This window comes from Corynebacterium hansenii (genome assembly GCF_030408795.1).
Taxonomy (GTDB): domain Bacteria; phylum Actinomycetota; class Actinomycetes; order Mycobacteriales; family Mycobacteriaceae; genus Corynebacterium; species Corynebacterium hansenii.
The window spans coordinates 2,682,261-2,706,536 of the sequence record NZ_CP047211.1; the positions used below are offsets into that span (position 1 = coordinate 2,682,261).

At 71.4% G+C, this 24,276-nt stretch carries 21 protein-coding genes; 9 read left to right on the top strand and 12 right to left on the bottom strand.

Going from position 1 to position 24,276, the window contains the following annotated elements; genetic code table 11:
* Positions 1-2: 2 nt before the first annotated feature.
* From hypE to CHAN_RS11910, 3 genes are read right to left on the bottom strand one after another with little or no spacing between them, the layout of a single operon-like run.
* Positions 3-1,109 carry a hydrogenase expression/formation protein HypE gene (gene hypE / locus CHAN_RS11900; protein WP_290290036.1) on the bottom strand — a complete coding sequence of 369 codons (1,107 nt, stop codon included), beginning with the start codon at positions 1,107-1,109 and terminating at the stop codon, positions 3-5.
* Between the two features lie 20 nt (positions 1,110-1,129).
* Positions 1,130-2,281 carry a hydrogenase formation protein HypD gene (gene hypD / locus CHAN_RS11905; protein WP_290290038.1) on the bottom strand — a complete coding sequence of 384 codons (1,152 nt, stop codon included), beginning with the start codon at positions 2,279-2,281 and terminating at the stop codon, positions 1,130-1,132.
* A 12-nt stretch (positions 2,282-2,293) separates the two neighbouring features.
* Entirely contained in the window at positions 2,294-2,563 is a 270-nt protein-coding gene (locus CHAN_RS11910; protein WP_048744185.1) for a HypC/HybG/HupF family hydrogenase formation chaperone, read from the bottom strand.
* A 202-nt stretch (positions 2,564-2,765) separates the two neighbouring features.
* Here CHAN_RS11910 and CHAN_RS11915 point away from each other — a divergent pair, with 202 nt between their 5' ends.
* The 6 genes from CHAN_RS11915 (at position 2,766) to CHAN_RS11940 (ending at position 8,558) form a co-directional block, all read left to right on the top strand.
* Positions 2,766-3,464, top strand: a complete 699-nt coding sequence (locus tag CHAN_RS11915; RefSeq protein WP_290290040.1) for a superoxide dismutase family protein — start codon at positions 2,766-2,768, stop codon at positions 3,462-3,464.
* Positions 3,465-3,499: 35 nt separating this feature from the next.
* Complete coding sequence (locus tag CHAN_RS11920; RefSeq protein ID WP_290290042.1) at positions 3,500-4,699, top strand: PucR family transcriptional regulator; 1,200 nt, start codon at positions 3,500-3,502, stop codon at positions 4,697-4,699.
* A 171-nt stretch (positions 4,700-4,870) separates the two neighbouring features.
* On the top strand, positions 4,871-6,289 hold the full coding sequence (locus CHAN_RS11925) for a GntP family permease (protein WP_290290043.1): 1,419 nt from the start codon (positions 4,871-4,873) through the stop codon (positions 6,287-6,289).
* Between the two features lie 52 nt (positions 6,290-6,341).
* Positions 6,342-7,112 carry a 3-hydroxybutyrate dehydrogenase gene (locus tag CHAN_RS11930; protein ID WP_290290045.1) on the top strand — a complete coding sequence of 257 codons (771 nt, stop codon included), beginning with the start codon at positions 6,342-6,344 and terminating at the stop codon, positions 7,110-7,112.
* The gene (locus CHAN_RS11935) at positions 7,112-7,915 is read left to right on the top strand and encodes a CoA transferase subunit A (RefSeq protein WP_290290047.1); all 804 of its coding nucleotides are present in this window, start codon (positions 7,112-7,114) and stop codon (positions 7,913-7,915) included. The genes CHAN_RS11930 and CHAN_RS11935 overlap by 1 nt, the downstream gene beginning before the upstream one ends.
* The gene (locus CHAN_RS11940; protein ID WP_290290049.1) at positions 7,908-8,558 is read left to right on the top strand and encodes a 3-oxoacid CoA-transferase subunit B; all 651 of its coding nucleotides are present in this window, start codon (positions 7,908-7,910) and stop codon (positions 8,556-8,558) included. The genes CHAN_RS11935 and CHAN_RS11940 overlap by 8 nt, the downstream gene beginning before the upstream one ends.
* 4 nt (positions 8,559-8,562) lie before the next feature.
* On the opposite strand, the gene CHAN_RS11945 is transcribed toward CHAN_RS11940, so the two are convergent.
* The 9 genes from CHAN_RS11945 to CHAN_RS11985 all read right to left on the bottom strand — a co-directional run bounded on the left by CHAN_RS11945 (position 8,563) and on the right by CHAN_RS11985 (position 21,352).
* On the bottom strand, positions 8,563-9,690 hold the full coding sequence (locus tag CHAN_RS11945; protein WP_290290051.1) for an ABC transporter ATP-binding protein: 1,128 nt from the start codon (positions 9,688-9,690) through the stop codon (positions 8,563-8,565).
* Complete coding sequence (locus tag CHAN_RS11950) at positions 9,687-11,210, bottom strand: ABC transporter permease (RefSeq protein ID WP_206540926.1); 1,524 nt, start codon at positions 11,208-11,210, stop codon at positions 9,687-9,689. The genes CHAN_RS11945 and CHAN_RS11950 overlap by 4 nt, the downstream gene beginning before the upstream one ends.
* 62 nt (positions 11,211-11,272) lie before the next feature.
* Positions 11,273-12,331, bottom strand: a complete 1,059-nt coding sequence (locus CHAN_RS11955) for an iron ABC transporter substrate-binding protein (protein WP_290290053.1) — start codon at positions 12,329-12,331, stop codon at positions 11,273-11,275.
* Positions 12,332-12,626: 295 nt separating this feature from the next.
* Positions 12,627-14,060: an adenylosuccinate lyase gene (gene purB / locus CHAN_RS11960; protein ID WP_290290055.1), complete on the bottom strand. Its 1,434-nt coding sequence runs from the start codon at positions 14,058-14,060 to the stop codon at positions 12,627-12,629.
* Between the two features lie 65 nt (positions 14,061-14,125).
* On the bottom strand, positions 14,126-14,764 hold the full coding sequence (locus tag CHAN_RS11965) for a potassium channel family protein (RefSeq protein WP_048744177.1): 639 nt from the start codon (positions 14,762-14,764) through the stop codon (positions 14,126-14,128).
* Positions 14,765-14,819: 55 nt separating this feature from the next.
* Positions 14,820-16,163 (bottom strand): TrkH family potassium uptake protein, encoded by a 1,344-nt coding sequence (locus CHAN_RS11970; protein ID WP_290293504.1) that lies wholly within the window; start codon positions 16,161-16,163, stop codon positions 14,820-14,822.
* Between the two features lie 90 nt (positions 16,164-16,253).
* Positions 16,254-17,423, bottom strand: a complete 1,170-nt coding sequence (locus CHAN_RS11975; RefSeq protein ID WP_290290056.1) for a pyridoxal phosphate-dependent aminotransferase — start codon at positions 17,421-17,423, stop codon at positions 16,254-16,256.
* Between the two features lie 86 nt (positions 17,424-17,509).
* Positions 17,510-18,796: a phosphoribosylamine--glycine ligase gene (gene purD, locus CHAN_RS11980; RefSeq protein ID WP_290290058.1), complete on the bottom strand. Its 1,287-nt coding sequence runs from the start codon at positions 18,794-18,796 to the stop codon at positions 17,510-17,512.
* A gap of 1,581 nt (positions 18,797-20,377) precedes the next feature.
* Positions 20,378-21,352 (bottom strand): hypothetical protein, encoded by a 975-nt coding sequence (locus tag CHAN_RS11985; protein WP_290290060.1) that lies wholly within the window; start codon positions 21,350-21,352, stop codon positions 20,378-20,380.
* A gap of 177 nt (positions 21,353-21,529) precedes the next feature.
* Between CHAN_RS11985 and CHAN_RS11990 the strand changes: the two genes are divergently transcribed.
* The 3 genes from CHAN_RS11990 (at position 21,530) to CHAN_RS12000 (ending at position 24,263) form a co-directional block, all read left to right on the top strand.
* Positions 21,530-21,940 (top strand): HIT family protein, encoded by a 411-nt coding sequence (locus CHAN_RS11990; protein ID WP_290290061.1) that lies wholly within the window; start codon positions 21,530-21,532, stop codon positions 21,938-21,940.
* A complete protein-coding gene (locus tag CHAN_RS11995) occupies positions 21,940-23,370 on the top strand; it encodes an alpha/beta fold hydrolase (protein WP_290290063.1) in 1,431 nt (476 codons plus the stop codon). The genes CHAN_RS11990 and CHAN_RS11995 overlap by 1 nt, the downstream gene beginning before the upstream one ends.
* Positions 23,371-23,525: 155 nt before the next feature.
* The gene (locus CHAN_RS12000) at positions 23,526-24,263 is read left to right on the top strand and encodes an esterase/lipase family protein (protein WP_290290065.1); all 738 of its coding nucleotides are present in this window, start codon (positions 23,526-23,528) and stop codon (positions 24,261-24,263) included.
* Positions 24,264-24,276: the final 13 nt, after the last annotated feature.

The window sequence follows — 24,276 nt, forward strand, 5'->3', positions numbered from 1 at the left end:
GATCAGCAGATGCGCGGCAGCGGATCGCCGACCAGCATGTCCACCATGCGGGTGCCGCCGAAGCCCGTGACCAGTACGACCGACGCGGCGGGCTCGGCGACGACGCGGCCGATCACGCGGGCACCGGGCGCGCCGGCGGCATGCAGCGCGGCGACGGCCTCGTCCGCGGCGGCCTCCGGCACGACTGCGGTGAACGTGCCCTCGTTGGCCACGTACAGCGGGTCGATGCCGAGCATGTCGCAGGCGGCGCGGGTCATGTCCCGGACCTCGATCGAGGCGTCGTCCAGCGCGATGCCCCTGCCGGAGCCACGGGCGAGCTCGTTCATGACCGTCGCCACCCCGCCGCGCGTGGCGTCGCGCAGGAAACGGACGTCGGGCACGGCAGCGAACAGCGCCTCCACCAGCCCGTTGACCGCGCGGGTGTCGGACTGGATGGGGGCGTCGATGGCCAGGTCGCCGCGGGCCATCATCACCGCCATGCCATGGTCGGCGATAGGGCCGGAGACGATGATGCGGTCGCCCACCGCGATCTCGCCGTAACCGGTGCGGCGGCCGGCGGGCACCACGCCCACCCCCGCCGTGGTGATGTACATCTTGTCGCACGCGCCGCGCGGCACGACCTTCGTGTCACCGGCGACGATGGCCACCCCCGCGGCCTCCGCGGCGCGGGCCATCGACCCGACGATGCGGCGCAGCACGTCGATGGGCAGGCCCTCCTCCAGCACGAACGCGGCGGTGATCGCCTTCGGCACCGCGCCGGCCACCGCCAGATCGTTGACCGTGCCGTTGACCGCCAGGTCGCCGATGTCGCCGCCGGGGAACTCGATGGGGTTGACCACGTAGGAATCCGTGGACATGGCCAGGCTCCCGGGGTCCGCCCCCAGCAGCCCGTCCAACGGCAGCACGGCGGAGTCGCCGCCGTCGGGCAGGACGTCGCCGCCGAAAACCTCCCAAAAGACGTTCTCCACCAGCGCCGCCGACGCCTTCCCGCCGGCGCCGTGGGCCAACGTCACGTGGTCGTCGAGCAGCCTGTGCCCGCGCCCCCGCACGCGCCCGATGTTGGCGTTGACCCGGTCCTCGTCGACGTTGAGGCGGTTCTTGGGATCCACTCGTTCTCCTGTTGTCCGGGTCAGCTCGGGCGGGAGCCCAGCTCGACGGTGACCTTCCGGTCGATGCGGCCGAAGTTGTAGTACGCGGCGCAGGCGCCCTCCGGCGAGACCATGCACGTGCCGATCGGCGTATCCGGCGTGCACGCGGTGCCGAACACGCGGCACTCCCACGGCTTGATGCGGCCGGTGAGCACCGACCCGCACTCGCACGCCACGGGATCGGGGATCAGGGCGCCGGGGACGGTGAAGCGCTTCTCCGCGTCCCACTTGGCGTACTCGTCCGCGATGCCCAGGCCGGAGTCGTCGAGCCAGCCCAGGCCGCGCCACTCGAAACGGTCCCGCACCGTGAACACCCGGTCCAGCAGGGCCTCGGCGGCGGGGTTGCCCTCCGGCCGGACCACGCGGGCGTACTGGTTGCCCACCGTCGCCCGGCCCGCGGCGACGTCGCCGGAGACGAACTGCTTCAGCAGCATGTCCACCGCCTGCAGGATGTCCAGCGGCTCGAAGCCGGCCACCACGCACGGCAGGCCGAACTCCTCCGGCAGGAAGTCGAAGGCCTTCGTGCCCACCACCGTGGCCACGTGGCCGGGGCCGATGAACCCCTCGACCTGCGTTTCCCCGCCGTCGACGATCGCCCGCAGCGGCGGCTCGATGGTGACGTGGTTGGAGAACACGGAGAAGTTCGGCACGTCCTTCCGACGCGCCGCCTCCAGGGTCACCGCCGTCGACGGCGCCGTGGTCTCGAACCCCACCGCGAAGAAGACGACGTGCTTGTCGGGGTTCTCCTCCGCCAGCTTCAGCGCATCCAGCGGCGAATACACGAAGCGCACGTCGGCACCCTTCGCGCGGGCGTCGAGAAGCGAACCGTCCGAGCCGGGCACGCGCATCATGTCCCCGAACGTGGCCAGGATGACGTCGGGCTGGGCGGCGAGCCACAGCGCATCGTCGACGCGGCCCATCGGGATGACGCACACCGGGCAACCCGGGCCGTGGACCAGCTCGATGGCCTCCGGCAGCAGGTTCTCCAGCCCGTAGCGGTAGATCGTGTGGGTGTGGCCGCCGCAGACCTCCATCAGCGAGATGGGCCCGTCCAGCTTGGCGGCGTTGGACTCGATGGACCGGAGCAGCTTCTTCGCGCCCTCCGGATCCCGGAATTCATCGACGTACTTCACGGTGCTCCCCGCTCATTCGATCCGGCTTGTGGTGAATGAATCGACTTCGTCGGAAAGCACGTCGCCGCCCAGCCGCTCGATCTGCGTCAGGGTTTGCGCCGCCTCCTCCTCGTCGATCTTGCTCAACGCGAAGCCGACGTGGACCAGGACCCAGTCCCCCACCGCCAGCGACTCGTCGAGGAGCAGGTCCGTGGCGATCATCCGCTCGACGCCGCTGATGGCCACTTTCGCGCGGGCGGGGTCGGGGATGTCGACGATCTGGGCTGGGATGCCGAGGCACATGACGTTCTCCACGTTCTTCGGGTGACGCTCCCGGACCGGCCGGCTGAGCCGCATCCGGGTTTCCAGTCCGACCATACAACTTCCGCCGGATCGCCCGCGGCGCCGCGAAGGGCCCGCCCGCCGATGGTGAACCCGCGTAACATCGTGTGTCACCGGTCACAGAGACGAACCCTCCAGACGGAGAGACGAGACAGGAGCGACCATGACGCACCGCACCACCCGGATCACCGCCGCCGCACTCGGCGCCGCGGCCCTGACCCTCGGCCTGGCGGCCTGCGCCGACGGCGGCGACGGCGCCGGCTCGGGCTCGGGCTCGACCACGGTCACCGACGCCGCCTCGACCGCGGCCGAAACCACCTCCGCCGCCCCCGCCGGCGAAGGTTTCGCCACCGCGGCCCTGAAAACCCCGGACGGCTCCGACGCCGGCACCGTCACCTTCGCCGAGGACGGCGACCGCGTCACCGTCACCGTCGAGGCCCGCGGCCTCGAGCCCGGGTTCCGCGCGTTCCACGTCCACTCGATCGGCAAGTGCGAGCCGAACAGCAAGGCCCCCGACGGCGAGAAGACCGGCGACTTCCTCTCCGCCGGCGGGCACCTGATGGGCGACTCCGAGAACGTCGGCCACGGCAACCCCGACGCCGCCCCGGGCCACGCGGGAGACATGCCGTCGCTGCTGGTCGCCTCCGACGGCACGGCCCGCATGACCTTCACCACCGACCGCCTGACCAAGGACCTGCTTTTCGACGACGACGGTTCGGCCGTCATGGTCCACGCCGGCCCGGACAACTTCGCCCACATCCCCGAGCGCTACGCCCCCGACGGGCCCGACGAGGACACCAAGAAGACGGGCGACGCCGGGGACCGCGCGCTGTGCGGCGTGGTGGAGAAGCCCGCGAACTGACGTTTCGGGGCGGGCGGTGATTACCCTGATGCCCCATGACTTCCGAAACCGCCATCCCGGCGGCGCCCGTCACCCCGGACGCGCTGCGGGACCGCTGGTCCGATCTGCTCGACAAACTCGGGCGCGACCAGGGCATCGTGACGTTGACCGTCGAGCGTCTCCGCGCGACGGTGCCCGGGTATGACGTCGTGCCCACCGAGGCGCTCGCGGCGTCGGCGCGCCGCAACCTCGATCTGAGCATCCGCATCATCCGGGCCGGCGGGCACCCGTCCCCCGACGGTGTCCCCGAAGCCGAGGCACTGGCGAACGAGCGGCTCCGGCAGGGCGTGTCGCTGGGCCACGTCCTCAGCGGTTTCCGGACGTCGATGACCGTCATCCTCCAGCGCCTCATCGAACTCGCGCCATTGTCGGGCATCCCCGCCGACCAGGTGCTCGAGTGCTCGACGCTGCTGTGGTCGCTCGGCGATGTCTTCTCCGCCCGCGCCACGGCGGTCTACCGCGACCGCGAAATCGCGCGGGCCGTCGCCGACTCGGAGCGGAAGTCCGCGTGGATCGGGGCGGCGGTCTCGGACTCGATGGATCCCGCCGAGCTGCTGCGGGGCGCCGCGGCGTACGACGTGCCGACCGACGCCCCGCTCCGCGCGCTCGCCGCCCCCGTGCGCCCGCGTTCGGGGCATGCGGGGGAACGGGAGATCCAACGGTGGGCCGAGAGCGCCGGGGCGCGGGCCCTGACGGCGGTGCGGTCGAACATGATCGTCGGCATTCTCATCGGGGACGTGGCCGACGACGCCGAAGAACCGGCGATGACCGTGGCCCTCGGCGAGCCCGCCACGCTGGCCGACCTGCCGGTCTCCTTCGAAGCGGCGTCGCGGGCGTTGCGCGCCGCCGATGCCGTGGGCGCGCGCCGGCTCGTAGATCTGGAGAGCCTGTCGTGGCGGATGGGCGTCCACTCCAGCCCGGACACGACCCGGATGCTGCGCCGGCGGTACATCGGGGCGCTCGACGGCGCCGGCGCGATCAGGGACGACATCCTCGAATCGGTGCGCGCGTACCTGGACAACCGGATGAACATCCCCGCCGCCGCGGCGTCCATCCCCGTCCACGTGAACACCCTGCGCTACCGGCTGCGCAGGTTCTCCGAGCTCACGGGCGCCGACCTCGGCGACGTCGACCACCTCATCGAGGTGTCGTGGGCGATGGCCTCGCTGGGCGGCGGGGGCCGGGGCGTTTCGTAGCCGGGCACAAATTTCCCCTGCGAACATTGAACCGCCGGATGTAGCGCAGGTCACACGGGAACCGTCATCCTGATCAGCGTCGCCCGGCGCCGGGCGCCCGCATGATCCTCCTGAACGTGCGGCGGCGGGCGCCGGGGACCCATCGTCCCCGACTCCCGCTAGGAGGCGCCAATGATCCTCGGGATCATCGGAATCCTGCTTTCCCTCGCCCTGCTGATCACCCTGGCCTACCGAGGCGTCCCCGTGATCATCGCGGCGCCCATTTCGTCGATCGTCGCCCTGGTGTTCTCCGGCGCGCCGATCCTCGCGTCGTACACCGAAATCTTCATGCCGGCGATGGCCAAATTCGTCGGCAGCTACTTCCCGGTGTTCCTCACCGGCGCGATCTTCGGCATCCTCATGACCGTCACCGGCTACGCCAAGTCGATCGCGACCACGGTCACCTCGTGGGTCGGCGCCGGCGGCGCGATCGCCGCGACCGTGATCACCTCGGCGCTGATGACGTACGGCGGCATCAGCCTGTTCGTGGTGGCGTTCGTCATGTACCCGCTGGCGAGGGAGCTCTTCCGCGCGGCCGACATCCCGCGCAGGCTGATTCCGGCGACCATCGCGCTGGGGATCTTCACCTTCACCATGACCGCGCTGCCCGGCACCCCGCAGGTCCAGAACATCATCCCCGGGCAGTTCTTCGGCACCGGCTCCTTCGCCGGCGTCGCCGTCGGCCTGATCGGTTCCGCCGGGATCCTCGCCCTGGGCATGGCCTGGCTCGAGTACCGGCGCCGGTCCCTCGCCCGCGGCGGCGAGACCTTCTCCGCCGCCCACCACGCCGTCGACGACGCCCCCGGCACCCACGACGAGGATCCCGCCGCGCACGCGGCCGCCGCTCTCGCACCGCCGAACCGCTGGGTTCCGTTCCTGCCGCTGATCACGGTGTTCGCGGTCAACTTCGCGTGCACCCTGTACATTTTCCCGGCGCTGAACTGGGACTATCTGGCCGACGAGAAGTTCGGCCCCGTCGAACTGTCGGCCCGCGCCGCGCTGTGGGCGGTGCTCGTCGGCATCGCCGCCGCCATCGCCCTGATCGTCGCCCTCAACTTCGGGCACCGGCGCACGCTCGCCGTCGCCTTCACCGACGGCGCGAAGCAGTCGATGCTCCCGGCGTTCAGCACCGCATCCGAGGTCGGCTACGGCGCCGTCGTCGCCTCGGTGGCGGCCTTCGCCCTGGTCCGGGACTCGGTCTTCAACATGGGCGCGAATGCGGTCATCACTTCCGTGGTCACCGTTTCGATCACCGCGGGCCTGACCGGGTCCTCGTCCGGAGGCATGACCATCGCCCTCAACGCGCTCGGCGAGGATCTGCGCGCCATGGCCGAAGCCGACGGCACCAGCCTGGAGGTCATGCACCGGCTCACGGCCATGGCCGCCGGCGGCCTGGACACGCTCCCGCACTCCGGCGCCGTGGTCACGCTGCTGATCGTCTGCGGGCTGACGCACCGCCAGTCCTACAAGGACGTCGCCGTCATCACCATGGTCTGCCCCGTCATCGTCGTCGCCCTGCTCGTCGCCGCGGTCTCCCTCGGCGCATTCTGATGCCCCGGCCCCTTCCGCAACCCCCGTCCACCACGATCCGAAAGGACGCCACATGAACGCCAACGCACCCACGACCACCCTCGATCTCGCGGGACGCCGCGCGCTGGTCACCGGAGGAGCCTCCGGGATCGGCGCCGCCTGCGCCCGGGCCTTCGCCGCCGCGGGAGCCCACGTCACCGTCTGCGACATCGACGGCGATGCGGCCCGCGCGCTCGCCGACGAGATCGGAGGAGATGCGTGGTCCGCCGACCTCTCCGACACCGCCGCCCTCGAAGACGTCCGCCTGGACGTCGACATCCTGGTCAACAACGCCGGGATCCAGCGCATCGCGCCCATCCACGAGTTCGCCCCGGACACGTGGCGGCTCATCCAGCGGATCATGATCGAAGCGCCGTTCCTCCTGGTCCGCGCCGCCCTGCCCGCCATGTACGAGCGCGGCTTCGGGCGGATCATCAACATCTCGTCCATCCACGGCTCGCGCGCCAGCGCCTTCAAGTCCGCGTACGTCTCCGCCAAGCACGCCCTGGAAGGCTTCTCCAAGGTCACCGCCCTCGAAGGCGCCCCTCACGGGGTGACGTCGAACTGCATCGAACCGGCGTACGTGCGCACGCCGCTCGTCGAAAAGCAGATCGCCGACCAGGCGGACATCCACGGCATCGACCCGGCCGAAGTCGTGGAGAAGATCATGCTCACCGAATCCGCGGTCAAGCGGCTCGTCGAACCCGAGGAAGTCGCCTCGCTGGCCACGTGGCTCGCGTCGGAGCATTCCGGCATGGTCACCGGCGCGTCCTACACCATCGACGGCGGCTGGACGGCGAGCTGATGGCACTCGACAAAACCCTCCCCTCCGCGGCCGCGGCGGTCGCGCGCATCCCCGACGGCGCGTCGATCGCCGTCGGCGGGTTCGGGCTGTGCGGCAACCCCAACGTGCTCATCGACGCGTTGCTCGACCACGGCAGCCGCGACCTGTCCATCGTGTCCAACAACTGCGGTGTGGACGACTGGGGCCTGGGCACGCTCCTGGCCGCCGGCCGCATCCGGAAGATGACGTCGTCCTACGTGGGCGAGAACCGGGAATTCGCCCGCCGCTACCTGGAAGGCGAGCTCGAGCTGGAACTCGTGCCCCAGGGCACCCTCGCGGAGAAGCTGCGCGCCGGCGGGGCCGGCATCGCGGCGTTCTTCACCCGCACGGGCGTCGGGACCCAGGTCGCCGAGGGCGGCATCCCAGTGCTGTACGGGCCGGGCGGCGCCGTCGTCGCCGAATCGCCGCCGAAGCCGACGCGGAAGTTCGCCACCCACCACGCCGAACCCGTGGACTACGTGCTCGAGGAGGCCATCGTCACGGACTTCTCGCTGGTCCACGCCGCCCGCGGCGACCGGCACGGCAACCTCGTGTTCAACAAGTCGGCCCGCCAGTTCGGGCCTCCCGCCGCGAGCGCCGGGCGATTCTGCATCGCGCAGGTCGAGGAACTGGTCGAACCCGGCGAGATCGACCCGGACCACGTCCACTTGCCGGGCTGCTTCGTCCACGCGGTCGTGGAGGTCGGGCAGGACGTCGAAAAGCGAATCGAGAAGATCACGGTCCGCGAGCCGGGCCACGGAGAGGACGCCGGGGACGATGACTGAACGAATCGGCTGGACACGCGACCAGATGGCCGCGCGCGCCGCCGCCGAACTGCCGGACGGTGCCTACGTCAACCTGGGCATCGGCATGCCCACGCTCGTGCCCAACCACGTCCCGGCGGATCGCACGGTGGTGCTGCAGTCGGAAAACGGCATCCTCGGCGTCGGCCCGTACCCGGCCCGGGACGCGGTCGACCCCGACCTGATCAACGCGGGGAAGGAAACGGTCACCACCCTGCCCGGCGCCGCGTACTTCGATTCCGCCGACAGCTTCGCCATGATCCGCGGCGGCAAAATCGACGTCGCCGTCCTGGGGGCCATGCAGGTGGCGGAAAACGGCGACCTGGCCAACTGGATGGTGCCGGGGAAGATGGTCAAGGGCATGGGCGGGGCCATGGACCTGGTCCACGGCGCGGGCCGCGTGATCGTGCTGATGGAGCACGTGGCCAAGGACGGCTCGCCGAAGATCGTCGAGCGGTGCGGCCTGCCGCTGACCGGCCGCGGCGTCGTGGACCGCATCATCACCGACCTGGCGGTCATCGACGTGGGGCGCGGCGCGGCGGGCACCGGGCTGCGGCTGGTGGAGACCGCGCCCGGCGTCGACCCGGCGCATGTCCGGGCCGTCACCGCGGCCGCGCTGGCCTGACCCGCTACCGGTCGTGCACGGCGTGCAGCGGCGACGTCGCCGCCGCCGTGACGCGGTCGCCGACGGCGAAGCGGGCGGGGCCGTGCTCGCGGGCGATGAGCTTTTCGACGTCCCCGGCCTCGCCGATGCTCAGCGCGTACTTGGTCGAATGCCCGGAGTACTCCACCGATTCGACGGTCCCGGCGACTCCGGCGCCTGTGCCGGTGCCCGTGCCCGCCCCCACCTCGTCACCGCGGGTCAGGGCGACCTGCTCGGGCCGGACCATCACCGCGACCTCGTCCGCCGACGTGCCCGCCGGGACCTCCGCGGTGCCCAGGGCGCTGCGGGCGATCGGGCCGTCGACGCGGCCGCGCAGCAGCGAGCACGTGCCCACGAACCCGGCGACCCACGCCGTCGCCGGCCGCGAGTAGACCTCCTCCGGGGCATCGCACTGGATGATGCGGCCCGATTCGACGATGGCCACGCGGTCCGCGGTGGACAGAGCCTCATCCTGGTCGTGGGTGACCAGCAGGCCGGTCGCACCGTGGGCGGCGAGGATCTCGCGGACTTCGCCGCGCAGCCGCGTGCGCAGGGCGGCGTCGAGGGCGGAGAATGGCTCGTCGAGGAGCACCAGATCCGGGTTCGGCGCCAGCGCCCGCGCCAGCGACACCCGCTGGGCCTGGCCGCCGGACAGTTCGGACGGCATGCGGTGCGCCAATTCGGGGATGCCGACGATCTCCAGCAGCTCCATCACGCGGTCCGGCACGCTGCGGCCGCGGCGCGTGAACGGCAGGCGCGGAAGCCGGCGGCCGAGACCGAAACCGACGTTGTCGGCGACGTCGAGGTGCGGGAACAGCGACGCATCCTGCGGCACCAGCCCGACCCGCCGCCGCTCCGGCGGGACGCCCGAGGGCCCGTCGACGACGCGGCGGCCGGCCAGATGCACCGTGCCCGCGGTGGCGGGCATGAGCCCCGCGAGCACGCGCAGCAGCGTCGTCTTGCCGCAGCCGCTCGGGCCCAGCACCGCCAAAAGCTCCCCCTCCGCGACCTCGAGATCGATGTCGCGGAGCACCGGGGAGCCGTCGTATCCGGCGCAGAGCCCGGAGATGGACAGCGCGGGCGGGGCGGGGGTCTGGGGGCGGGCGTCGGTCATCGCGATCCTCCGGGGTTTCGGGCGAGCACCAGGGCGGGTACCGCGGCGGCCGCGATGAGCATCAGCGCATACGGGGCGGCGGCCCCGTAGGCGGCGATGTCGGACAACTGCCACAGTCGGGTCGCCAGAGTATCGACACCGGTGGGGCGCATCATCAAGGTGGCGGGCAGTTCCTTCATCACCGTCAGCGCCACCAGCATCGCGCCGGCGGCGATCCCGGGCCACGACAGCGCCCCGGTCACCTCCGCCCACGTGCGCGCGGGCGACCGGCCGAGCGTGCGCGCGGCGTCCTCCAGTGACTCCGGCACCTGCGCGATCGACGTGCGCACCGACCCCATGGCCTTGGGCACGAACAGGATGCCGTAGGCGATGACCAGCAGCCCGAGGGTCTGGTACAGCGCGGGCACCGCGGCCAGCGCGAGGTAGACCATCGACAGGCCGAGCACGATGCCCGGCAGGCCGTGGCCCAAAAACGTCGCGGTCTCCAGGCCGGACACCAGCCGCGACCGGCGGCGGGCGGCGAGGATGCCGATCGGCAGCGCCAGCACCGTGGCCACCACCGCCCCCGCGAAGCCCAGGAACACCGTCGTCCGCGCCGCCGCGAACATGCGCTCCACCTCGATCTCGTGCCCGGCGACGCTGCGCGCCAGACGATCCAGGAGCACGTAGACGGGCACGCCGACGGAGGCGACGAAGACCGTCGCCAAGCCCAGGCAGACCCCGGCCTGCCCGGCCCCCGACAGCCGGACCGGCGGCGCCTGATCGCCCCGCACGCGGATGGCCGCGGCCGGGCGGCGCAGCGCGCGCTCGAACGCGACGACGACCAGCGCCATGAGCACCAGCAGCAGCGACAGCACCATGGCCAGCTCGCGGTTGAAGGTGCCGGCGAAGGCCGTCTGCACGGCGGGGGTCAGCGTCGGGAAGCGCATGATGGCCACGACGCCGAACTCCGAGATCGCGTACAGCGCCACCAGCAGCGCCCCCGCGCCGGCGGCCGGGGCGATCTGCGGCAGGGTCATGGTCAGGAAGGCGCGCAGGGGCCCGAGGCCCAGCGTCCGCGCGACGTCCTCCACCGCCGTGTCGGCGCGGCGCAGGGCTGCGGCGACCGGCAGCGTGACGTACGGCGTGGTCACCAGCACCAGCACCAGCAGGGAACCCCAGTACCCGCGCAGCGGCGTCGCGCTCACCCACGCCAGGCCCGCCACGTACGACGGGATGGCCAACGGCAGGGAGGCCGCCACCCACCACCAGCGGCGGCCCACCAGATTCGTGCGCACCAGCGCGAACGCCGTGGGCACTCCCAACAGCAGGGTGCCCGCGACCGCGCCGCCCGTCAGCGCGAGAGTGTTGGCCGTCAGCCGCAGGGTCCGCGGCCGCAGCAGCGCATCGGCGATCCGCTCACCCGGCGCAGCCAGCGCCTCGCCCAACAGGAACATCAGGGGCGTCGCCACCACCGCGACGGTGAGGATGGCCAGCGTCACCAGGACGGGATTGGCGCGGCCGGGCAGTCCCGCGCCCACCCGGAAACGCCGAAACGGCCGGCGCGCCGAAGCGCGACGGCCGACGGTGTCGGAGACGGCGATCAATTGACGGTCAGACCGGCCTCATCGATGAGGGCGGCGGTCTCCTCGACGGTGCCGAGCTTCGACAGGTCGACGTCCGGGACCTTCAGGGAATCGAGCGCGGGCACGCCCTCCGGGCCCTTGATGCCCTCGACCAGCGGGTACTCGTAGGTCTTCTCGGCGAAGTACTTCTGCGCCTTCTCGGACAGCAGGAACTCGACGAACTTCTTCGCGTCCTCGCGCTCCGCGGCACCGGTGAGGATGCCCGCGCCGGTGGCGTTGACCAGGCCGGCCAGGTCGCCGTCGGCGCCGAACTTCAGCTGGGCGCGCATCTTGTCGGCGCCCTGCTCGGAGGCCGCCGAGTACCAGTAGTAGTGGTTGATCAGGCCGATCTGCGCCTCGCCCTTGTTGACGGCCTCGAGAACGTCGCCGTTCTTCTCGTAGGTCTTCGGCTCGTTCGCGGCGAGCTTCTTCAGCCAGTCGCGGGCGGCGTCCTCGCCCTCGGTCACGCGCATGGCGGTGACGAAGGACAGGAAGGAGGCGTTGCCCGGGGCGATGGCGATCTTGCCCTTCCACTTCGGGTCGACCATGCCGGCGGCGGTGTCGGGGGCGTCGGCCTCGTCGACCGACTCCTTGTCGTAGGCCACCACGCGGGCGCGGCCGGTGACGCCGACCCACTTGCCCTCTTCGGAGGAGAAGCCGGAGGGGACCTTCTTCATCAGGTCGCCGGGGACGTCGGCGAGCATGCCCTTGTCCTGCAGCAGGCCCAGCGCGCCGGCCTCCTGCGAGAAGAAGACGTGGGCGCGGGTGTCGTCGCCCTCGGTGAGCAGCAGCTGGGCCTGCTCGGCGGTCTTGCCGTAGCGGACCTCCGTCTCGATGCCCGTCTCCTTCTTGAAGTCCTCGATCAGCGGGGCGACCAGGTCTTCGCTGCGTCCGGAGTAGATGACCAGGGGGCCGTCGGCGGGCGCGGCGCCCTTGCCGTCGGTGCCGGTGCCTTCGTCCGTGCCGCAGGCGACGAGGCCGGCGGCGAGACCGCAGACCGCGACTGCGGCGGCGGCCAGGCGCGTGGTGAAGCGCATCAGTGAACCTCTTTTGTGGTGTCGATGGGGAAGCTCTGGGGCAGTCCGCGGGGACTGCGGGCCGCGAAAACCGAACATCGATCAACGAGCCCGCGTAAGGCTAACCTGCTCTCAATGCTTTTGCCAAGGGTTGCCGTTCAGCTTTGGAAACCCTTTGCGAACCATCCCACTCAGGAAACCCTGACCTGTGGAAACGCCGCGGACTCACGCCGTTCCGCTGCGCGAACGGGTGCACCCCCGCCTCCGCGGCGGAGGTCGGGGGTGCGAAAAGACCGGGTTTCGTTTCAGCGCGCGCTCAGAGAATGTCGCCCGGCTGGTAGGCGGCGGCTTCGGGGTGCTTTGCGACGAGCTCGTTCACCCGCGCCACCACGCGATCGACCTGGGATTCCGCGGCGCCGATGAAGGCGTGGCGGTCGGCCAGCGCCGCGCGCAGGCCCTCCTCGTCGAGCGGGATGCGGGAATCGGCGGCGAGGCGCTCGACCAGCGACTGCTCCGCGCCCTTTTCGCGCATGTCCAGCGCCGAGCCGACGGCGTGCTCCTTGATGACCTCGTGCGCCTCCTCGCGGCCGACGCCCGCGCGGACGCACGCCATGAGCACCTTGGTCGAGGCCAGGAACGGCAGGTAGCGCTCCAGCTCGCGGTCGATCATGGCGGGGAAGGCGCCGAACTCGTCGAGGACGGTGAGGAACGTCTCGAACATGCCGTCCATGGCGAAGAACGCGTCCGGCAGGGCGACGCGGCGGACCACGGAGCAGGACACGTCGCCTTCGTTCCACTGGTTGCCGGCCAGTTCGGAGAGCATGGTCATGTAGCCGCGCAGGATGACCTGGAAGCCGGTGACGCGCTCGCAGGAGCGGGCGTTCATCTTGTGGGGCATGGCGGACGAGCCGACCTGGCCCTCCTTGAAGCCCTCGGTGACGATCTCGTTGCCCGCCATCAGGCGGATGGTGGTGGCCAGCGACGACGGGCCGGCGCCGAGCTCGACCAGGGCCGAAAGCGCATCGAAGTCGAGGGTGCGCGGGTAGACCTGGCCGACCGAGTCGAAGACGCGGGTGAAGCCCAGGCCCTCGGCGATCTCCGTTTCCAGCGAGGCCAGGGCGGCCTCGTCGCCGTCGAGCAGATCGAGCATGTCCTGGGCCGTGCCCATCGGGCCCTTGATGCCGCGCAGCGGGTAGCGGGAGATCAGATCCTCGATGCGCTCGATGCCCAGCAACATTTCGTCGGCGGCCGACGCGAAGCGCTTGCCCAGCGTGGTCGCCTGCGCTGCGACGTTGTGGGAGCGGCCCGCCATGACCAGGGACTGGTAGGCGGCGGCCTTTTCGGCGGTGCGGGCGACGACGGCGACGGCCTTGTCGCGCACCGCCCGCAGCGACTGCAGGATCTGCAGCTGCTCGACGTTCTCCGTCAGATCGCGGCTGGTCATGCCCTTGTGGATGTGCTCCGTGCCGGCCAGGGCGCAGAACTCCTCGATGCGCGCCTTGACGTCATGGCGCGTGACGCGCTCGCGCTCGGCGATGGAGTCGAGGTCCACCTGCTCGATGACGGCCTCGTACTTCTCGACGGTCCCCTCCGGCACCTCGATGCCGCGCGCCGCCTGCGCCTTCAGCACGGCGAGCCACAGCCGCCGCTCCAGGATGATCTTGTGCTCGGGGCTCCACAGCTCCGCGAGTTCCGCGGACGCGTAGCGGTTCGCCAGGACGTTTGCGATCTTCTTCTTGTTGTTGGCCACGCCCCAAGTATTCCATGTGGCCCGGATCGCCCCTCCCCCGCTCACGTCCCGCGCCCTTCCCCCGCTCACTTCCGGGCGGCGAACTTCTCCAGTTCCTGGACGGGGCCCGCGGCGATCACGAGGTCGCCGGCATGGAGGACGTCGTCGGCCAGGGCCCGTCGGAAAGCCCCGTCCCGCGGCCGCAGGGCGAGGATCTGGACCGGGGAATCGCCGCGCGCGTTGATCTCGCCCACGCGGTGGTCCAGCACGGACACCGGCGGGGCGATCTTGGCCACCGCGAAACCCCGGTCGAACTCGACGTACTCCTGCACGCCGCCGCCGATCAGGTGCGCCACGCGGCGGCCCATGTCCGACTCGGGCCGGATGACGTGGTGCACGCCGATCTGCCCGAGGATCTTCGCGTGCGCCTGATTGTCGGCCTTCGCCCAGATGCTCGGCGCGCCCATGTCCACCACGGCCGACGCGGTGAGCACCGACGCCTCGATGTTCGAGCCGATGGCGATGACCACCCGCCCGGCCTCGGCGACGCCGAGCTGGCGCAGCGCCTCCGGGTTCGTGGTGTCGGCGGTGACGACGTGGTCGAAGCTCGTCGAGCATTCCTGCACGACGCGCGGGTCGGCGTCGACGCACAGCACCTCGACGCCGCCGGCGACCAGCTCCTCGCCGAGCGCCTGGCCGAACCTGCCCAGGCCCAGGATGATCACCGGGCCGGTGGCGGCCTCGGCCTCGTCTGCCGCGCGAGCGCCGCGGCGGAATGCGTTAACCAATGAAGGGCCTTTCTTCCGGGTAGTCGTACAGGCGCCCGCGGCTGCGGGCGGCCAGCGCGGTGGCCAGCGCCAACGGGCCGACGCGCCCCGCGAACATCAGGGGGATCAGGATCATCTGGGCGGCCACCGGCAAATCGCCGGTGATGCCCGTGGACAGGCCGACGGTCGCGAACGCGCTGATCACCTCGAACAGCAGCTGGTCCGTGGAAAACTGCGGCGCGATGAACAGCAGCGCCATCGTCGAGCCGACCACCAGGGCCAGGCCGGCGGCCAGCACGGCGAGCGACTGCCTGACGACGCGCCTGCCCACGACTCTGCCGTGCGAAATGACGGAGTCGTCGCCCCGCACTTCGGCGAGGATCGCTGCGATGAGCACGGCGGCGGTGGTGATCTTCACGCCGCCGGCGGTGCCGCCCGAACCGCCGCCGATGAACATGAGGATGTCCGTGCCCATCAGCGTCGACGGGTGGAAATGGGCGTAGTCGACGGCGTTGAAGCCCGCGGTGCGGGGGCTGACCCCGGCGAAGAACGCGTTGAGCAGCCGCACCGGCGTGGTGGGCTCCGCTCCGTCGACGCCGCCGGCGCGGGCGAGGGCGCCGTTCCACTCGCCGAACGCCACCATCGCCATGCCCGCGGGCACGAGAAACGCCGTGCCCAGCAACGTGTACCGGGAGGTCAGGCTCCAACGGCGCTGCGGCCGGTTCTCGACGCGCGCCCGCACGCGGCGGGCGCCCTCCAACAGAACCGGAAATCCGAGGCCGCCGATCATCAGCGCGAACGCCAACGGCAACAGCACCCAGGCGTCGGCGGCGAAACCGACGACGTTGTCGGAGTACAGCGCGAATCCCGCGTTGTTGAAGCCGGAGATCGCGTGGAAAACGCCCTCCCACGTCGCCCGGCCCCAGCCGTAGCCGTAGCCGGAGCGGAAGCGCAGCGTCAGGACGGTCGCAACGAGCACCTCCACCACGAGGGTGAACAGCACCGTCGCCCGCACGACCCACGCGACCTCGCCCAATTCGATGCCGCGCCCTTCCGCCGTCGCGCCCAGCCGTTGGCGCAGCCCCAGGCGCCCGACGACGACGAGCCCCAGCAGCGACGCCATGGTCATGAAGCCCAGGCCGCCCAGCTGGATCAGCGCCATCACCGTGACCTGCCCCGCCGCCGACCAATGCGCCGCCGTGTCCACCGTGATCAGCCCCGTCAGACAGGTGGCCGAAGTCGCGGTGAACAAGGCGTCGGAAAGCGGCGTCACCGACCCGTCCACCGACGACCAGGGCGCGGACAACAAAGCCGTGCCCGCCGCGATGACGCCCAGGAAACCGAGGGCCACCGCCATGGTGGGGCGAAGGTGCCTGCGGCGCCGCCCCACGCTCAACGTGATGCTCACCGCGAAAATGCTAGACCCGCGGCGCGCCCGGGGGAAGGGCTAGCGCGCGGTGAATTCCCCGATGCGCCGGCACGCCTCCGCCATGTCCTCCGTCGACCCGGCGAAACACAGCCGCACCCAGCGGTGGCCCGACACGGTGTCGAAGTCGACGCCCGGCGCGACGGCGACGCCGGTGGCGCGGAGAAGCTCGCGCGCCCATGCCAGCGAATCGTCCGTCAGGTGCGAGACGTCGGCGTAGATGTAGAAACCCCCGTCCGGCGGGGCGAAGGTGCCCAGGCCCGCCCCCGGCAGCCGCTCGATGAGCAATTCGCGGTTGGCGGCGTAGCGCCGCACGTGGCCGTCGAGTTCCGCGATGGACTCCGGGTGGAACGCCTCGATCGCCGCGACCTGCGACGCCGCCGGCGGGCACACCGTCAGATTCGCCGCCAACCGGTCGCACGGGCCGCGCAGCCACTCGGGGATGATCAGCCAGCCGACGCGCCACCCCGTCATCGAGTGGTACTTGCTCACCGAGCCCACCACCACCGCCGCGTCGCCGAACTCCCGGGCGCTGACGCACTCGCGGCCGAAGGAAATGCCGTGGTAGATCTCGTCGCTGACCAGCAGGACGTCATTGGCCTCGCACCAGCGGGCGATCCGGCCCAGCTCGTCGGCGTCGATGATCGTGCCCGTCGGGTTGTCCGGGCTGGTGACGATCACCGCCCGCGGCACCCGCGCCAGCCCCTCCAGCAGCTCGACGGTGAGCTGGAAGCGCGTCTCCGGCCCGCAATCGATCTCCACCACGTTCGCGCCGAGCGCCTGCAGCGTATTGCGGTACGCCGGATAACCGGGCCGGGCCAGCACGATGTCGTCGCCGGGGTCCAGCGCCGCCAGGAACAGGGTGACGAAGCCTCCCGACGAACCCGTCGTGATCACCACGTCCTCGGCCGCGACCTCGCGCCCCGCGCCCCCGCGCGCCGCCATCCGCCGATTGTGATCCTCCGCGATCGCGCGCTTCAGCTCCGGGATGCCCGTCGCCTCGGTGTAGCCGAGCACCCGCTCCCCCACCGCCGCCCGCACCGCCTCCAACGCGCGCCGCGGCGCCGGCGTCGACGGCTGCCCCGCGCACAGGAACAGCGCGTCCCCATGCGTCCGCTGCCGCTCCTGCGCCGCCGCCAACACATCCATCACGTGGAACGGGGCAACGTCGGATCGCTTCGAAGGCATCATGGCACCACCTTATCGGCGCAGAGCAGAGCCCCCGCGCCCGGACCATGTGGCCCGGGCGCGGGGGCGTCGCAAAGCAATGGGAGAAACTACTGCGGGATGGAAATGCGGCCCTCCACCGCCGGCAGCGCGATGTCGGTGCGGTAATGCGAACCGTCGAGCTCCAGGGTCGGCAGGACGGCGTACGCGCGTTCGCGGGCCTCCTCCAGCGTGGCGCCGACGCCGACGACGTTGAGCACGCGGCCGCCCGACGACACGATGTTGCCGTCCGCGTCGACCGCCGTGCCCGCGTGGAGCACGCCCTCGTCCTCGCGGCCCGGCTGCGCGCCGCCGATGACGTCGCCCGTGCGGGTGTCCTGCGGGTAGCCCTTCGCCGCCAGCACCACCGTCAGCGCGTAACCGTCGCGCCACTCCAGCTCCGGCTGCTCCGCCAGCGTGCCCGTCGCCGCGGCGTGCAGCACCTGGGCCAGCGGCGATTCCAGCAGCGCCAGCACGGCCTGCGTCTCCGGGTCGCCGAAACGGCAGTTGAACTCAACCACCGACGGGCCGTCGGCGCCCCACGCCAGGCCCGCATAGAGAAGGCCCTGGAACGGGCAGCCGCGCTCGACCATCTCCTTGGCCACGGGCACGCAGACCTCGTCGACGATGCGCCGCACGCCGTCCTCCGGCAGCCAGTCCAGCGGGGCGTAGGCGCCCATGCCGCCGGTGTTCGGGCCCTCGTCGTTGTCGCCCACGCGCTTGTGGTCCTGCGCCGGCTGCAGCGGCACCACGGTCTCGCCGTCGACCAGGCAGAAGAGGCTGACCTCCGGGCCGTCGAGGAAGGACTCCAGCAGCACCGGGTTGCCGGCGGCGAGGACGTCGACGGCGTGCGCGCGGGCCGCGGCGCGATCCGGCGTGACCACCACGCCCTTGCCCGCCGCCAGGCCGTCGTCCTTGACCACCCAGGTCGGGCCGAAACGGTCGATGGCGGCGTCGATGTCCGCGTCAGAGGCGCCCGGCTGGAGAGCCTCGGCGTGGGCGGTCTTGACGCCGGCGGCGGCCATGACGTCCTTCGCGAACGCCTTCGACCCCTCGATGCGGGCGGCGTCGGCGTTCGGGCCGAACACCGCGTAACCCTTCGCGCGCAGCGCATCGGCCACGCCCGCGACCAGCGGCACCTCCGGGCCGATGACCACCAGGTCCGGCTCGATCTCGTCGGCCAACGCGGCGCACGCGGCGGGGTCGTCGACCTTCACCGGGTGCAGCGTGGCCAACCGGGACATGCCGGCGTTGCCCGGCGCGACGTGCAGATCGGACTCGCCGACCTGCGGGTCCTTGCTCATGGAATGGAGGAGGGCGTGCTCGCGGGCACCGGAACCGATAACGAGGATGCGCATGCCAGCGATTCTACTTACCAGGTCGCGGCCCACATTCCGGGCCACCCCATTGCTTTGCGACGCCCACCGGAACGCCATCCGGCCCCGCCATCGCGGCGCCTTCCCCGCCACCTGATTGCGGGTCCATCGCAGGGTCCCCATCCGGCCCCGCCATCGCGGCGCCGTTCCCCTCCGGCCGCCCGCGCGACTGTCCCCCCTTCGCGGCGCGGGCGGCCGGCCGTGCGGGGTGAGCGATGCCCGGCTCACCGGCATCCGGCGAAATGACCCCCATCGTTCCCGGATGCGGAGCGGGCGATTGGCCGCGGCAGCGCGTCGGCCCCGGCGCCGGTGCCCTCCGTTTCCGGCGGCCGGCCGTGCGTCATGCCGCGGTTCCCTCCCCGAAGCGCGGGTACCCCTCGGTGCCCCGGCGTGGCACGGTGGTGTTCCGCCGGGGCGGTGAGCACCCGCTTGCGGCCCTCTTACCTCGGCCGCCCCACTGGCTCACCCCGCGATTGATTTTGACCGGGACGATTCATCGCCGCATCCGATTGTCGCTGGCACCTACCCCCGAGCCGACCGGAGTGCGCCACCACCCCCGTCGATTGTTAGCGACGCTTTAACGGATATCTCACATGCGCGCTCGTCAAGTGGATTCGGCGGGGAGCTTTAGTTGCATTTCCCGAGCAGCCAACCGTGCCGGTACCCCCGAAAACGGTTAAATGCGGGCGCACGCGTTGGGCTGCGCACCCCGTCGGGGGGCTTCTCGAGCGCTACGAAATGCGTCGAGCGGGACGTCGCGAAGCGGGACAAATCGCCGGAAAAATCGGGCGGAAAACTACCCCCGCCGACCCCGCCACAGGTATGTGATTCACCCCTTCGCGGGTCGGCTTCGGCCCACCAACGAGACCCCGCGCGCCCCAACAAACCCGCCGGCATCAACACCAAGAACGGCACCACCCACAACTGCCGATTCACCGACCTCAGCTCCCGAACCCCACCAATCACCACCATGCCCACCGGCGACTCCGCCCGCACTCCACTCGACGCGGCCCCGGACGCCTCTCACGGTGCCCAATCGCCGGCGGCGCCGACCTCATTCAACTTCGACGGTTTCGCGACAGATTTACGACCGCAAAAACGCTGGCGTTGAAGAATTCGGGCCCCACTCCTTCAACTTCATCGTTTTCGCACACGCCGAATCGCACACGAAACTCGCGAAGTTGAATTGGTTGACAATCCCAATCGTGATGCGAACATCGCAAATCATCGACCATGTCCGAAAACGTGCCACAACGCCCCGCAATGCGATTAACCCCCTCATGCGCACAAATGATCGAAGCAATCCTGCGGACGTCGCAGCGGGCCACACGGCGCGTATCGCGATTTCGGGCCATCGCCGTCCCTGGCCGGCCCCGCAGAGTCGAGTTCTGTTCACGGCCTTTGGGGCACGGCCGACCGCCGCTCCTCGCCGACCTCACACCCCGCCCACGCACGCCGGCCAACCACGCGCCGCTCACGCACACGGTCCACGCACGCGTCGGCCAACCACGCGCCGACCTCACACCCCGCCCACGCACGCCGGCCATACGCGCCCCCGAACTCCTACCGCAGCCAGCGGTTCACGCGCATGCGCATGGCGTCGATCGCCTTCCCGCGCCGCCACGCCAGATCCCCGTCACGCTCGGCATCGATGCGGCGGCGGTGCTCCCCGATCCGCCGCAGCAGCGCATCGAAGTCGCGGAACACGTCGAGGATGGTCACTTCGATGACGCACCACCCCACTTCGCGCAGCTCGTTGACGCGGAGGGCATCGCGCCGCCGGGCCTCCGCATCCCGCCAATGCCCTTCGCCGTGGAACTCGACGGCGATGCGGTAGTCGGGATCGCCCAGGTCCACCCACCTCTTTCCGCCGCCGACGGCCACCATGAACTGCGGCACCCAGCGCCCCGCCCCGGCGCGCCGGAGTTTCGTGCGCAGCAGGCTCTCGGGACGCGATTCGGCGCGCCAATCCGACCATTTCAGCAGTTCACGCATGCGCTGCGCCCCGGGCCGACCGCCGCGGGCCCACTCGCGGAGCGCGCGGTCGATGCCCCACACGCGGATGGCGCCGTCGAGGAACGCGATCGCTTCATCGTCGGGCAGCGCGGCGACGCAGTCGATGGTGACGTCGAGCGGATCTGCGACGAGCACGGCCACTTCACCGCCGTCGACCTGCAGCGGGCACGCGCGCGCAGGCCGGCACGGGCGGCGGCCGCTCAGGACCACCCCGCCCGAATTGTGCGGCTCGCGGACGAGCACTACCTCCGGCACCCGGTCGGCGACCCACGGATGGCCGCACGCGCGGGCGGCCGAAGCCCCCGACAGCACCGCCCCGCGCCGCGCCCGCACTTCGGCGAGCGCCCTGACCTGCGGCGTCACGTCCGCACCAGGAGGCACGTACATCCCGCGCCGCACGCGCCGCCACGTGCGTTCGGCCCCGATTCCGTGCCCGGCGATCAGCTCCGCGCGGGTGCGCGGCACCGCCTCGGGCGCCGGCGGCCAAGCATCCCCATCCCCGCCCATCCGTGCGTTCCCCATCGCAGAACCCTCCCCGTTTCGTTCCCGCCCCGGGACCAGTGTCGCCGAAGGTGACGGGCAGGGCGCGGCGGGTGGGCGCGGACGTCGTCAAGCGGTGCGGGGCACGGCCGCGAACGGAAACCGGGGCCGGAACCTTTGCCCTGCGGCCGATCCGGGTTGGCCGCTACTGTGGGCGGCATGAGCACCGTCTTCACGAAGATCATCAACGGCGAGCTGCCCGGCCGTTTCGTCTACCGCGACGACCGGGTGGTGGCGTTCCTGACCATCGAGCCGGTCGCCTACGGCCACACGCTGGTCATTCCCGTCGAGGAGGTGGACAAGTGGACGGACGCCGACCCGGCGCTGTGGGCGCACATGAACGAGGTCGCGCAGAAGATCGGGCAGGCGGTCGTCGAGGCGTTCGACGCCCCGCGCGCCGGTTACCTCATCGCCGGATTCGAGGTGCCGCACGCCCACATCCACGTGTTCCCGGCGAAGGACATGAGCGGCTTCAACCTGGCCTCCGTCAACCGCGCCCCCGATCCCGCGAAGATGGACGAGGCCGCCGACAAGCTCCGCAACGCACTGGGAACCACGGACCTGGCGTAATGGCCGAACAGACTCCCCAGGTCCCGTATGCCACGTACCGCACGCGGCGCGGGATTTTCGAGGACGACTGGCGGGCGAGCGTATCGCCGAAACGCCCGTGGCCGATCGTGCTCATCCACGGCACCGGCCACGCCAAGGGGGTGTGGGAGGATCTCGGCGCGGAGCTGCGCAAGGACGGCTGGGCCGTGTTCGCCCCGGACTACGGGTACCGCGCGACGGGGCCGCTGACGGAGTCGATGGACCAGCTGGCCGCGTACATCCGGCAGGTGCTGGTGGCCACCGGCGGGCGGCGGGCGATCATCGTCGGCCATTCGCAGGGCGGGTTGCTGGCGACGCTGCTGTCCTTCCGCGACCCCCAGTTCACCCGTCACGTGGTGTGCCTGGCGGCGCCGAACCACGGGACGTCGCTGGGCGGCGTGGCGTCGGGGCTGCTGAAAATCCCGGGCACGAAGTCGCTGGTGAACAACTTCGTGCAGAGCTACTGGGGGCAGTCGGGCATCGAGCAGCTGACGGGGTCGCCGCTGCTGGAGGACATCGCGCGGCGCGACGTGACGGCACCGGGCGTGACGTACACGTGCCTCGCCAGCCGCACGGACCAGCTGATCAATCCGCCGTCGTCGTGCTTCCTCGACGACGGCGGGCAGGGCACCGTGGACAACATCTGGATCCAGGACCGGTTCCCGCAGGCGGTGGTTCTGCACGAGCACGTGGCCACCGACCGGCGGGTGCGGGCGCTGGTGCGCGAGCAATTGCTGCGGCTGGTCAACGAGTCCTTCTCCGGGGCGGCGTTCCTCGCGGAGGGCGACGACGACGGCAACGGCGACGGGTCGAGCTCGGATGCCCGGGCGGATGCGATGCGCGAGGAGCTCGGCGACGCCCCCAACGAAGGCGCCAACGTGACCACATTCGCGTCGCTGCTGTCCGCGGTGATGTACCGCGAGGGCTTCTCGGACTGGGCGGAGCGCGCGGGGTTCGCGGATTGGGCCGAGCGCACGGGGTTCGCGGATTGGGCCGAGCGCACCGGGTTCACCGGGCTGCAGCAGCTCGCCGAGTCGATGGGCCCGGGCACCATGTTCAAGTGGGGCCGGAACGGGGAGGATGAAGCCGGGTCGGATGAAGCTGGGGAGGATGCGGCCGGGGACGATGAAGCCGGGTCGGATGAAGCTGGGGAGGATGCGGCCGGGGACGATGAAGCCGGGGACGATGCGGCCGGGGAGGCCGAGAACGGATCCGGAGACGGCGTCGTCGGAGGTGATCGGGCCGAACATGGTGAGGCCCGAAACGATGCCGTGGGGGATGCCGGAGACGACGGGGCCGACGACGAGGTCCCGGCCGATGGCGGCGGAGAAACGGGCGGCGCCGCCGACGACGTGACCGCCTCGCACGGCGTTAGCGCCTCCGGGAACAAGGGTGACGTGACCGACCGGTGAAACCGCTGTCGCTAAGGTTCCCTCCGACCGGCTGGCTGCCGGACGGGGTGCTCGACGTGAGCGCCGCCGGAACTCGGGGCGCGAATCGTCCCGACGCCCCGCCGACCGATTCCCCGTCTGAACCGACCACGGCCCCGCCCGACGCTCCGCCCGTCGTGTGCCTGCACGGCACCGTGGCCAACGGCGGGAATTGGGGTGCGCTGGCGGAGCTGCTGCTCGCCCGCGGCCGCATCGTCGTCGCTCCGACCTACGGGGAACGCGGCACGGCGCCGCTGGCCCGCAATCTCGCCGAGGTGACCGACGTCGTCCGCCGAACGCTCGAGATCACCGGCGCCGACCGGGTGGATCTGGTCGGGCATTCGCAGGGCGGGCTACTCGCCGGTCTGCTGGTGGCGGGCATGGTGCGCGGGCGCCCGGTTTTCGATGGTGCCGGCGTGCTTGACGACGCCTCCGTGCGCCGGGTCATCTGCATATCCGCGAGCCACCGCGGGGTGCGACGGCCGCGCGGGCTGCCGATGCCCGCACTCCGGGCGGCGGTCGGACCGGCTCTCGCGGATCAAATCCGGCTGCGTGAACGACTCCTCGCCGAACGCGACGGCGCGGTCGGAGTGGGCGGGGCAGACGGGGTCGCCGCCGGGTTTCCCGAGGTGGCGAAGGCCGTGCACGAGGCGCGGGCGACCGGCGGCGACGCCGTTGCCCTCCCCGAGTGGTTCGATCTGGTCACCGGCGCCGACCTCGTCGTGCCGGCGGAGTGCGCGCTGACGCCGGAGGAATACCCGGGCGCGACCACGATCCGGCTGGAGGAACGCCTGGGCCGCGGGGTGCCCCACCACCTGCAGCCCCACGACCGCGGCGTCGCCGAACTGGTCGCGGAGCTGCTGGGGACGGACTGACCTCCGCCGGGCT

Bases quoted from the DNA above. Each gene is read 5' to 3' on its own strand.
- CHAN_RS11930 (WP_290290045.1), top strand. From the start codon at position 6,342: ATGAACGCCAACGCACCCACGACCACCCTCGATCTCGCGGGACGCCGC.
- CHAN_RS11910 (WP_048744185.1), bottom strand. From the start codon at position 2,563: ATGTGCCTCGGCATCCCAGCCCAGATCGTCGACATCCCCGACCCCGCC.
- CHAN_RS11975 (WP_290290056.1), bottom strand. From the start codon at position 17,423: ATGATGCCTTCGAAGCGATCCGACGTTGCCCCGTTCCACGTGATGGAT.
- CHAN_RS11970 (WP_290293504.1), bottom strand. From the start codon at position 16,163: ATGGCGGTGGCCCTCGGTTTCCTGGGCGTCATCGCGGCGGGCACGGCT.
- CHAN_RS11945 (WP_290290051.1), bottom strand. From the start codon at position 9,690: ATGACCGACGCCCGCCCCCAGACCCCCGCCCCGCCCGCGCTGTCCATC.
- CHAN_RS11990 (WP_290290061.1), top strand. From the start codon at position 21,530: ATGAGCACCGTCTTCACGAAGATCATCAACGGCGAGCTGCCCGGCCGT.
- purD (WP_290290058.1), bottom strand. From the start codon at position 18,796: ATGCGCATCCTCGTTATCGGTTCCGGTGCCCGCGAGCACGCCCTCCTC.
- CHAN_RS11985 (WP_290290060.1), bottom strand. From the start codon at position 21,352: ATGGGGAACGCACGGATGGGCGGGGATGGGGATGCTTGGCCGCCGGCG.
- CHAN_RS11920 (WP_290290042.1), top strand. From the start codon at position 3,500: ATGACTTCCGAAACCGCCATCCCGGCGGCGCCCGTCACCCCGGACGCG.
- CHAN_RS11935 (WP_290290047.1), top strand. From the start codon at position 7,112: ATGGCACTCGACAAAACCCTCCCCTCCGCGGCCGCGGCGGTCGCGCGC.
- CHAN_RS11955 (WP_290290053.1), bottom strand. From the start codon at position 12,331: ATGCGCTTCACCACGCGCCTGGCCGCCGCCGCAGTCGCGGTCTGCGGT.
- CHAN_RS11940 (WP_290290049.1), top strand. From the start codon at position 7,908: ATGACTGAACGAATCGGCTGGACACGCGACCAGATGGCCGCGCGCGCC.
- CHAN_RS11925 (WP_290290043.1), top strand. From the start codon at position 4,871: ATGATCCTCGGGATCATCGGAATCCTGCTTTCCCTCGCCCTGCTGATC.
- CHAN_RS11915 (WP_290290040.1), top strand. From the start codon at position 2,766: ATGACGCACCGCACCACCCGGATCACCGCCGCCGCACTCGGCGCCGCG.
- CHAN_RS11995 (WP_290290063.1), top strand. From the start codon at position 21,940: ATGGCCGAACAGACTCCCCAGGTCCCGTATGCCACGTACCGCACGCGG.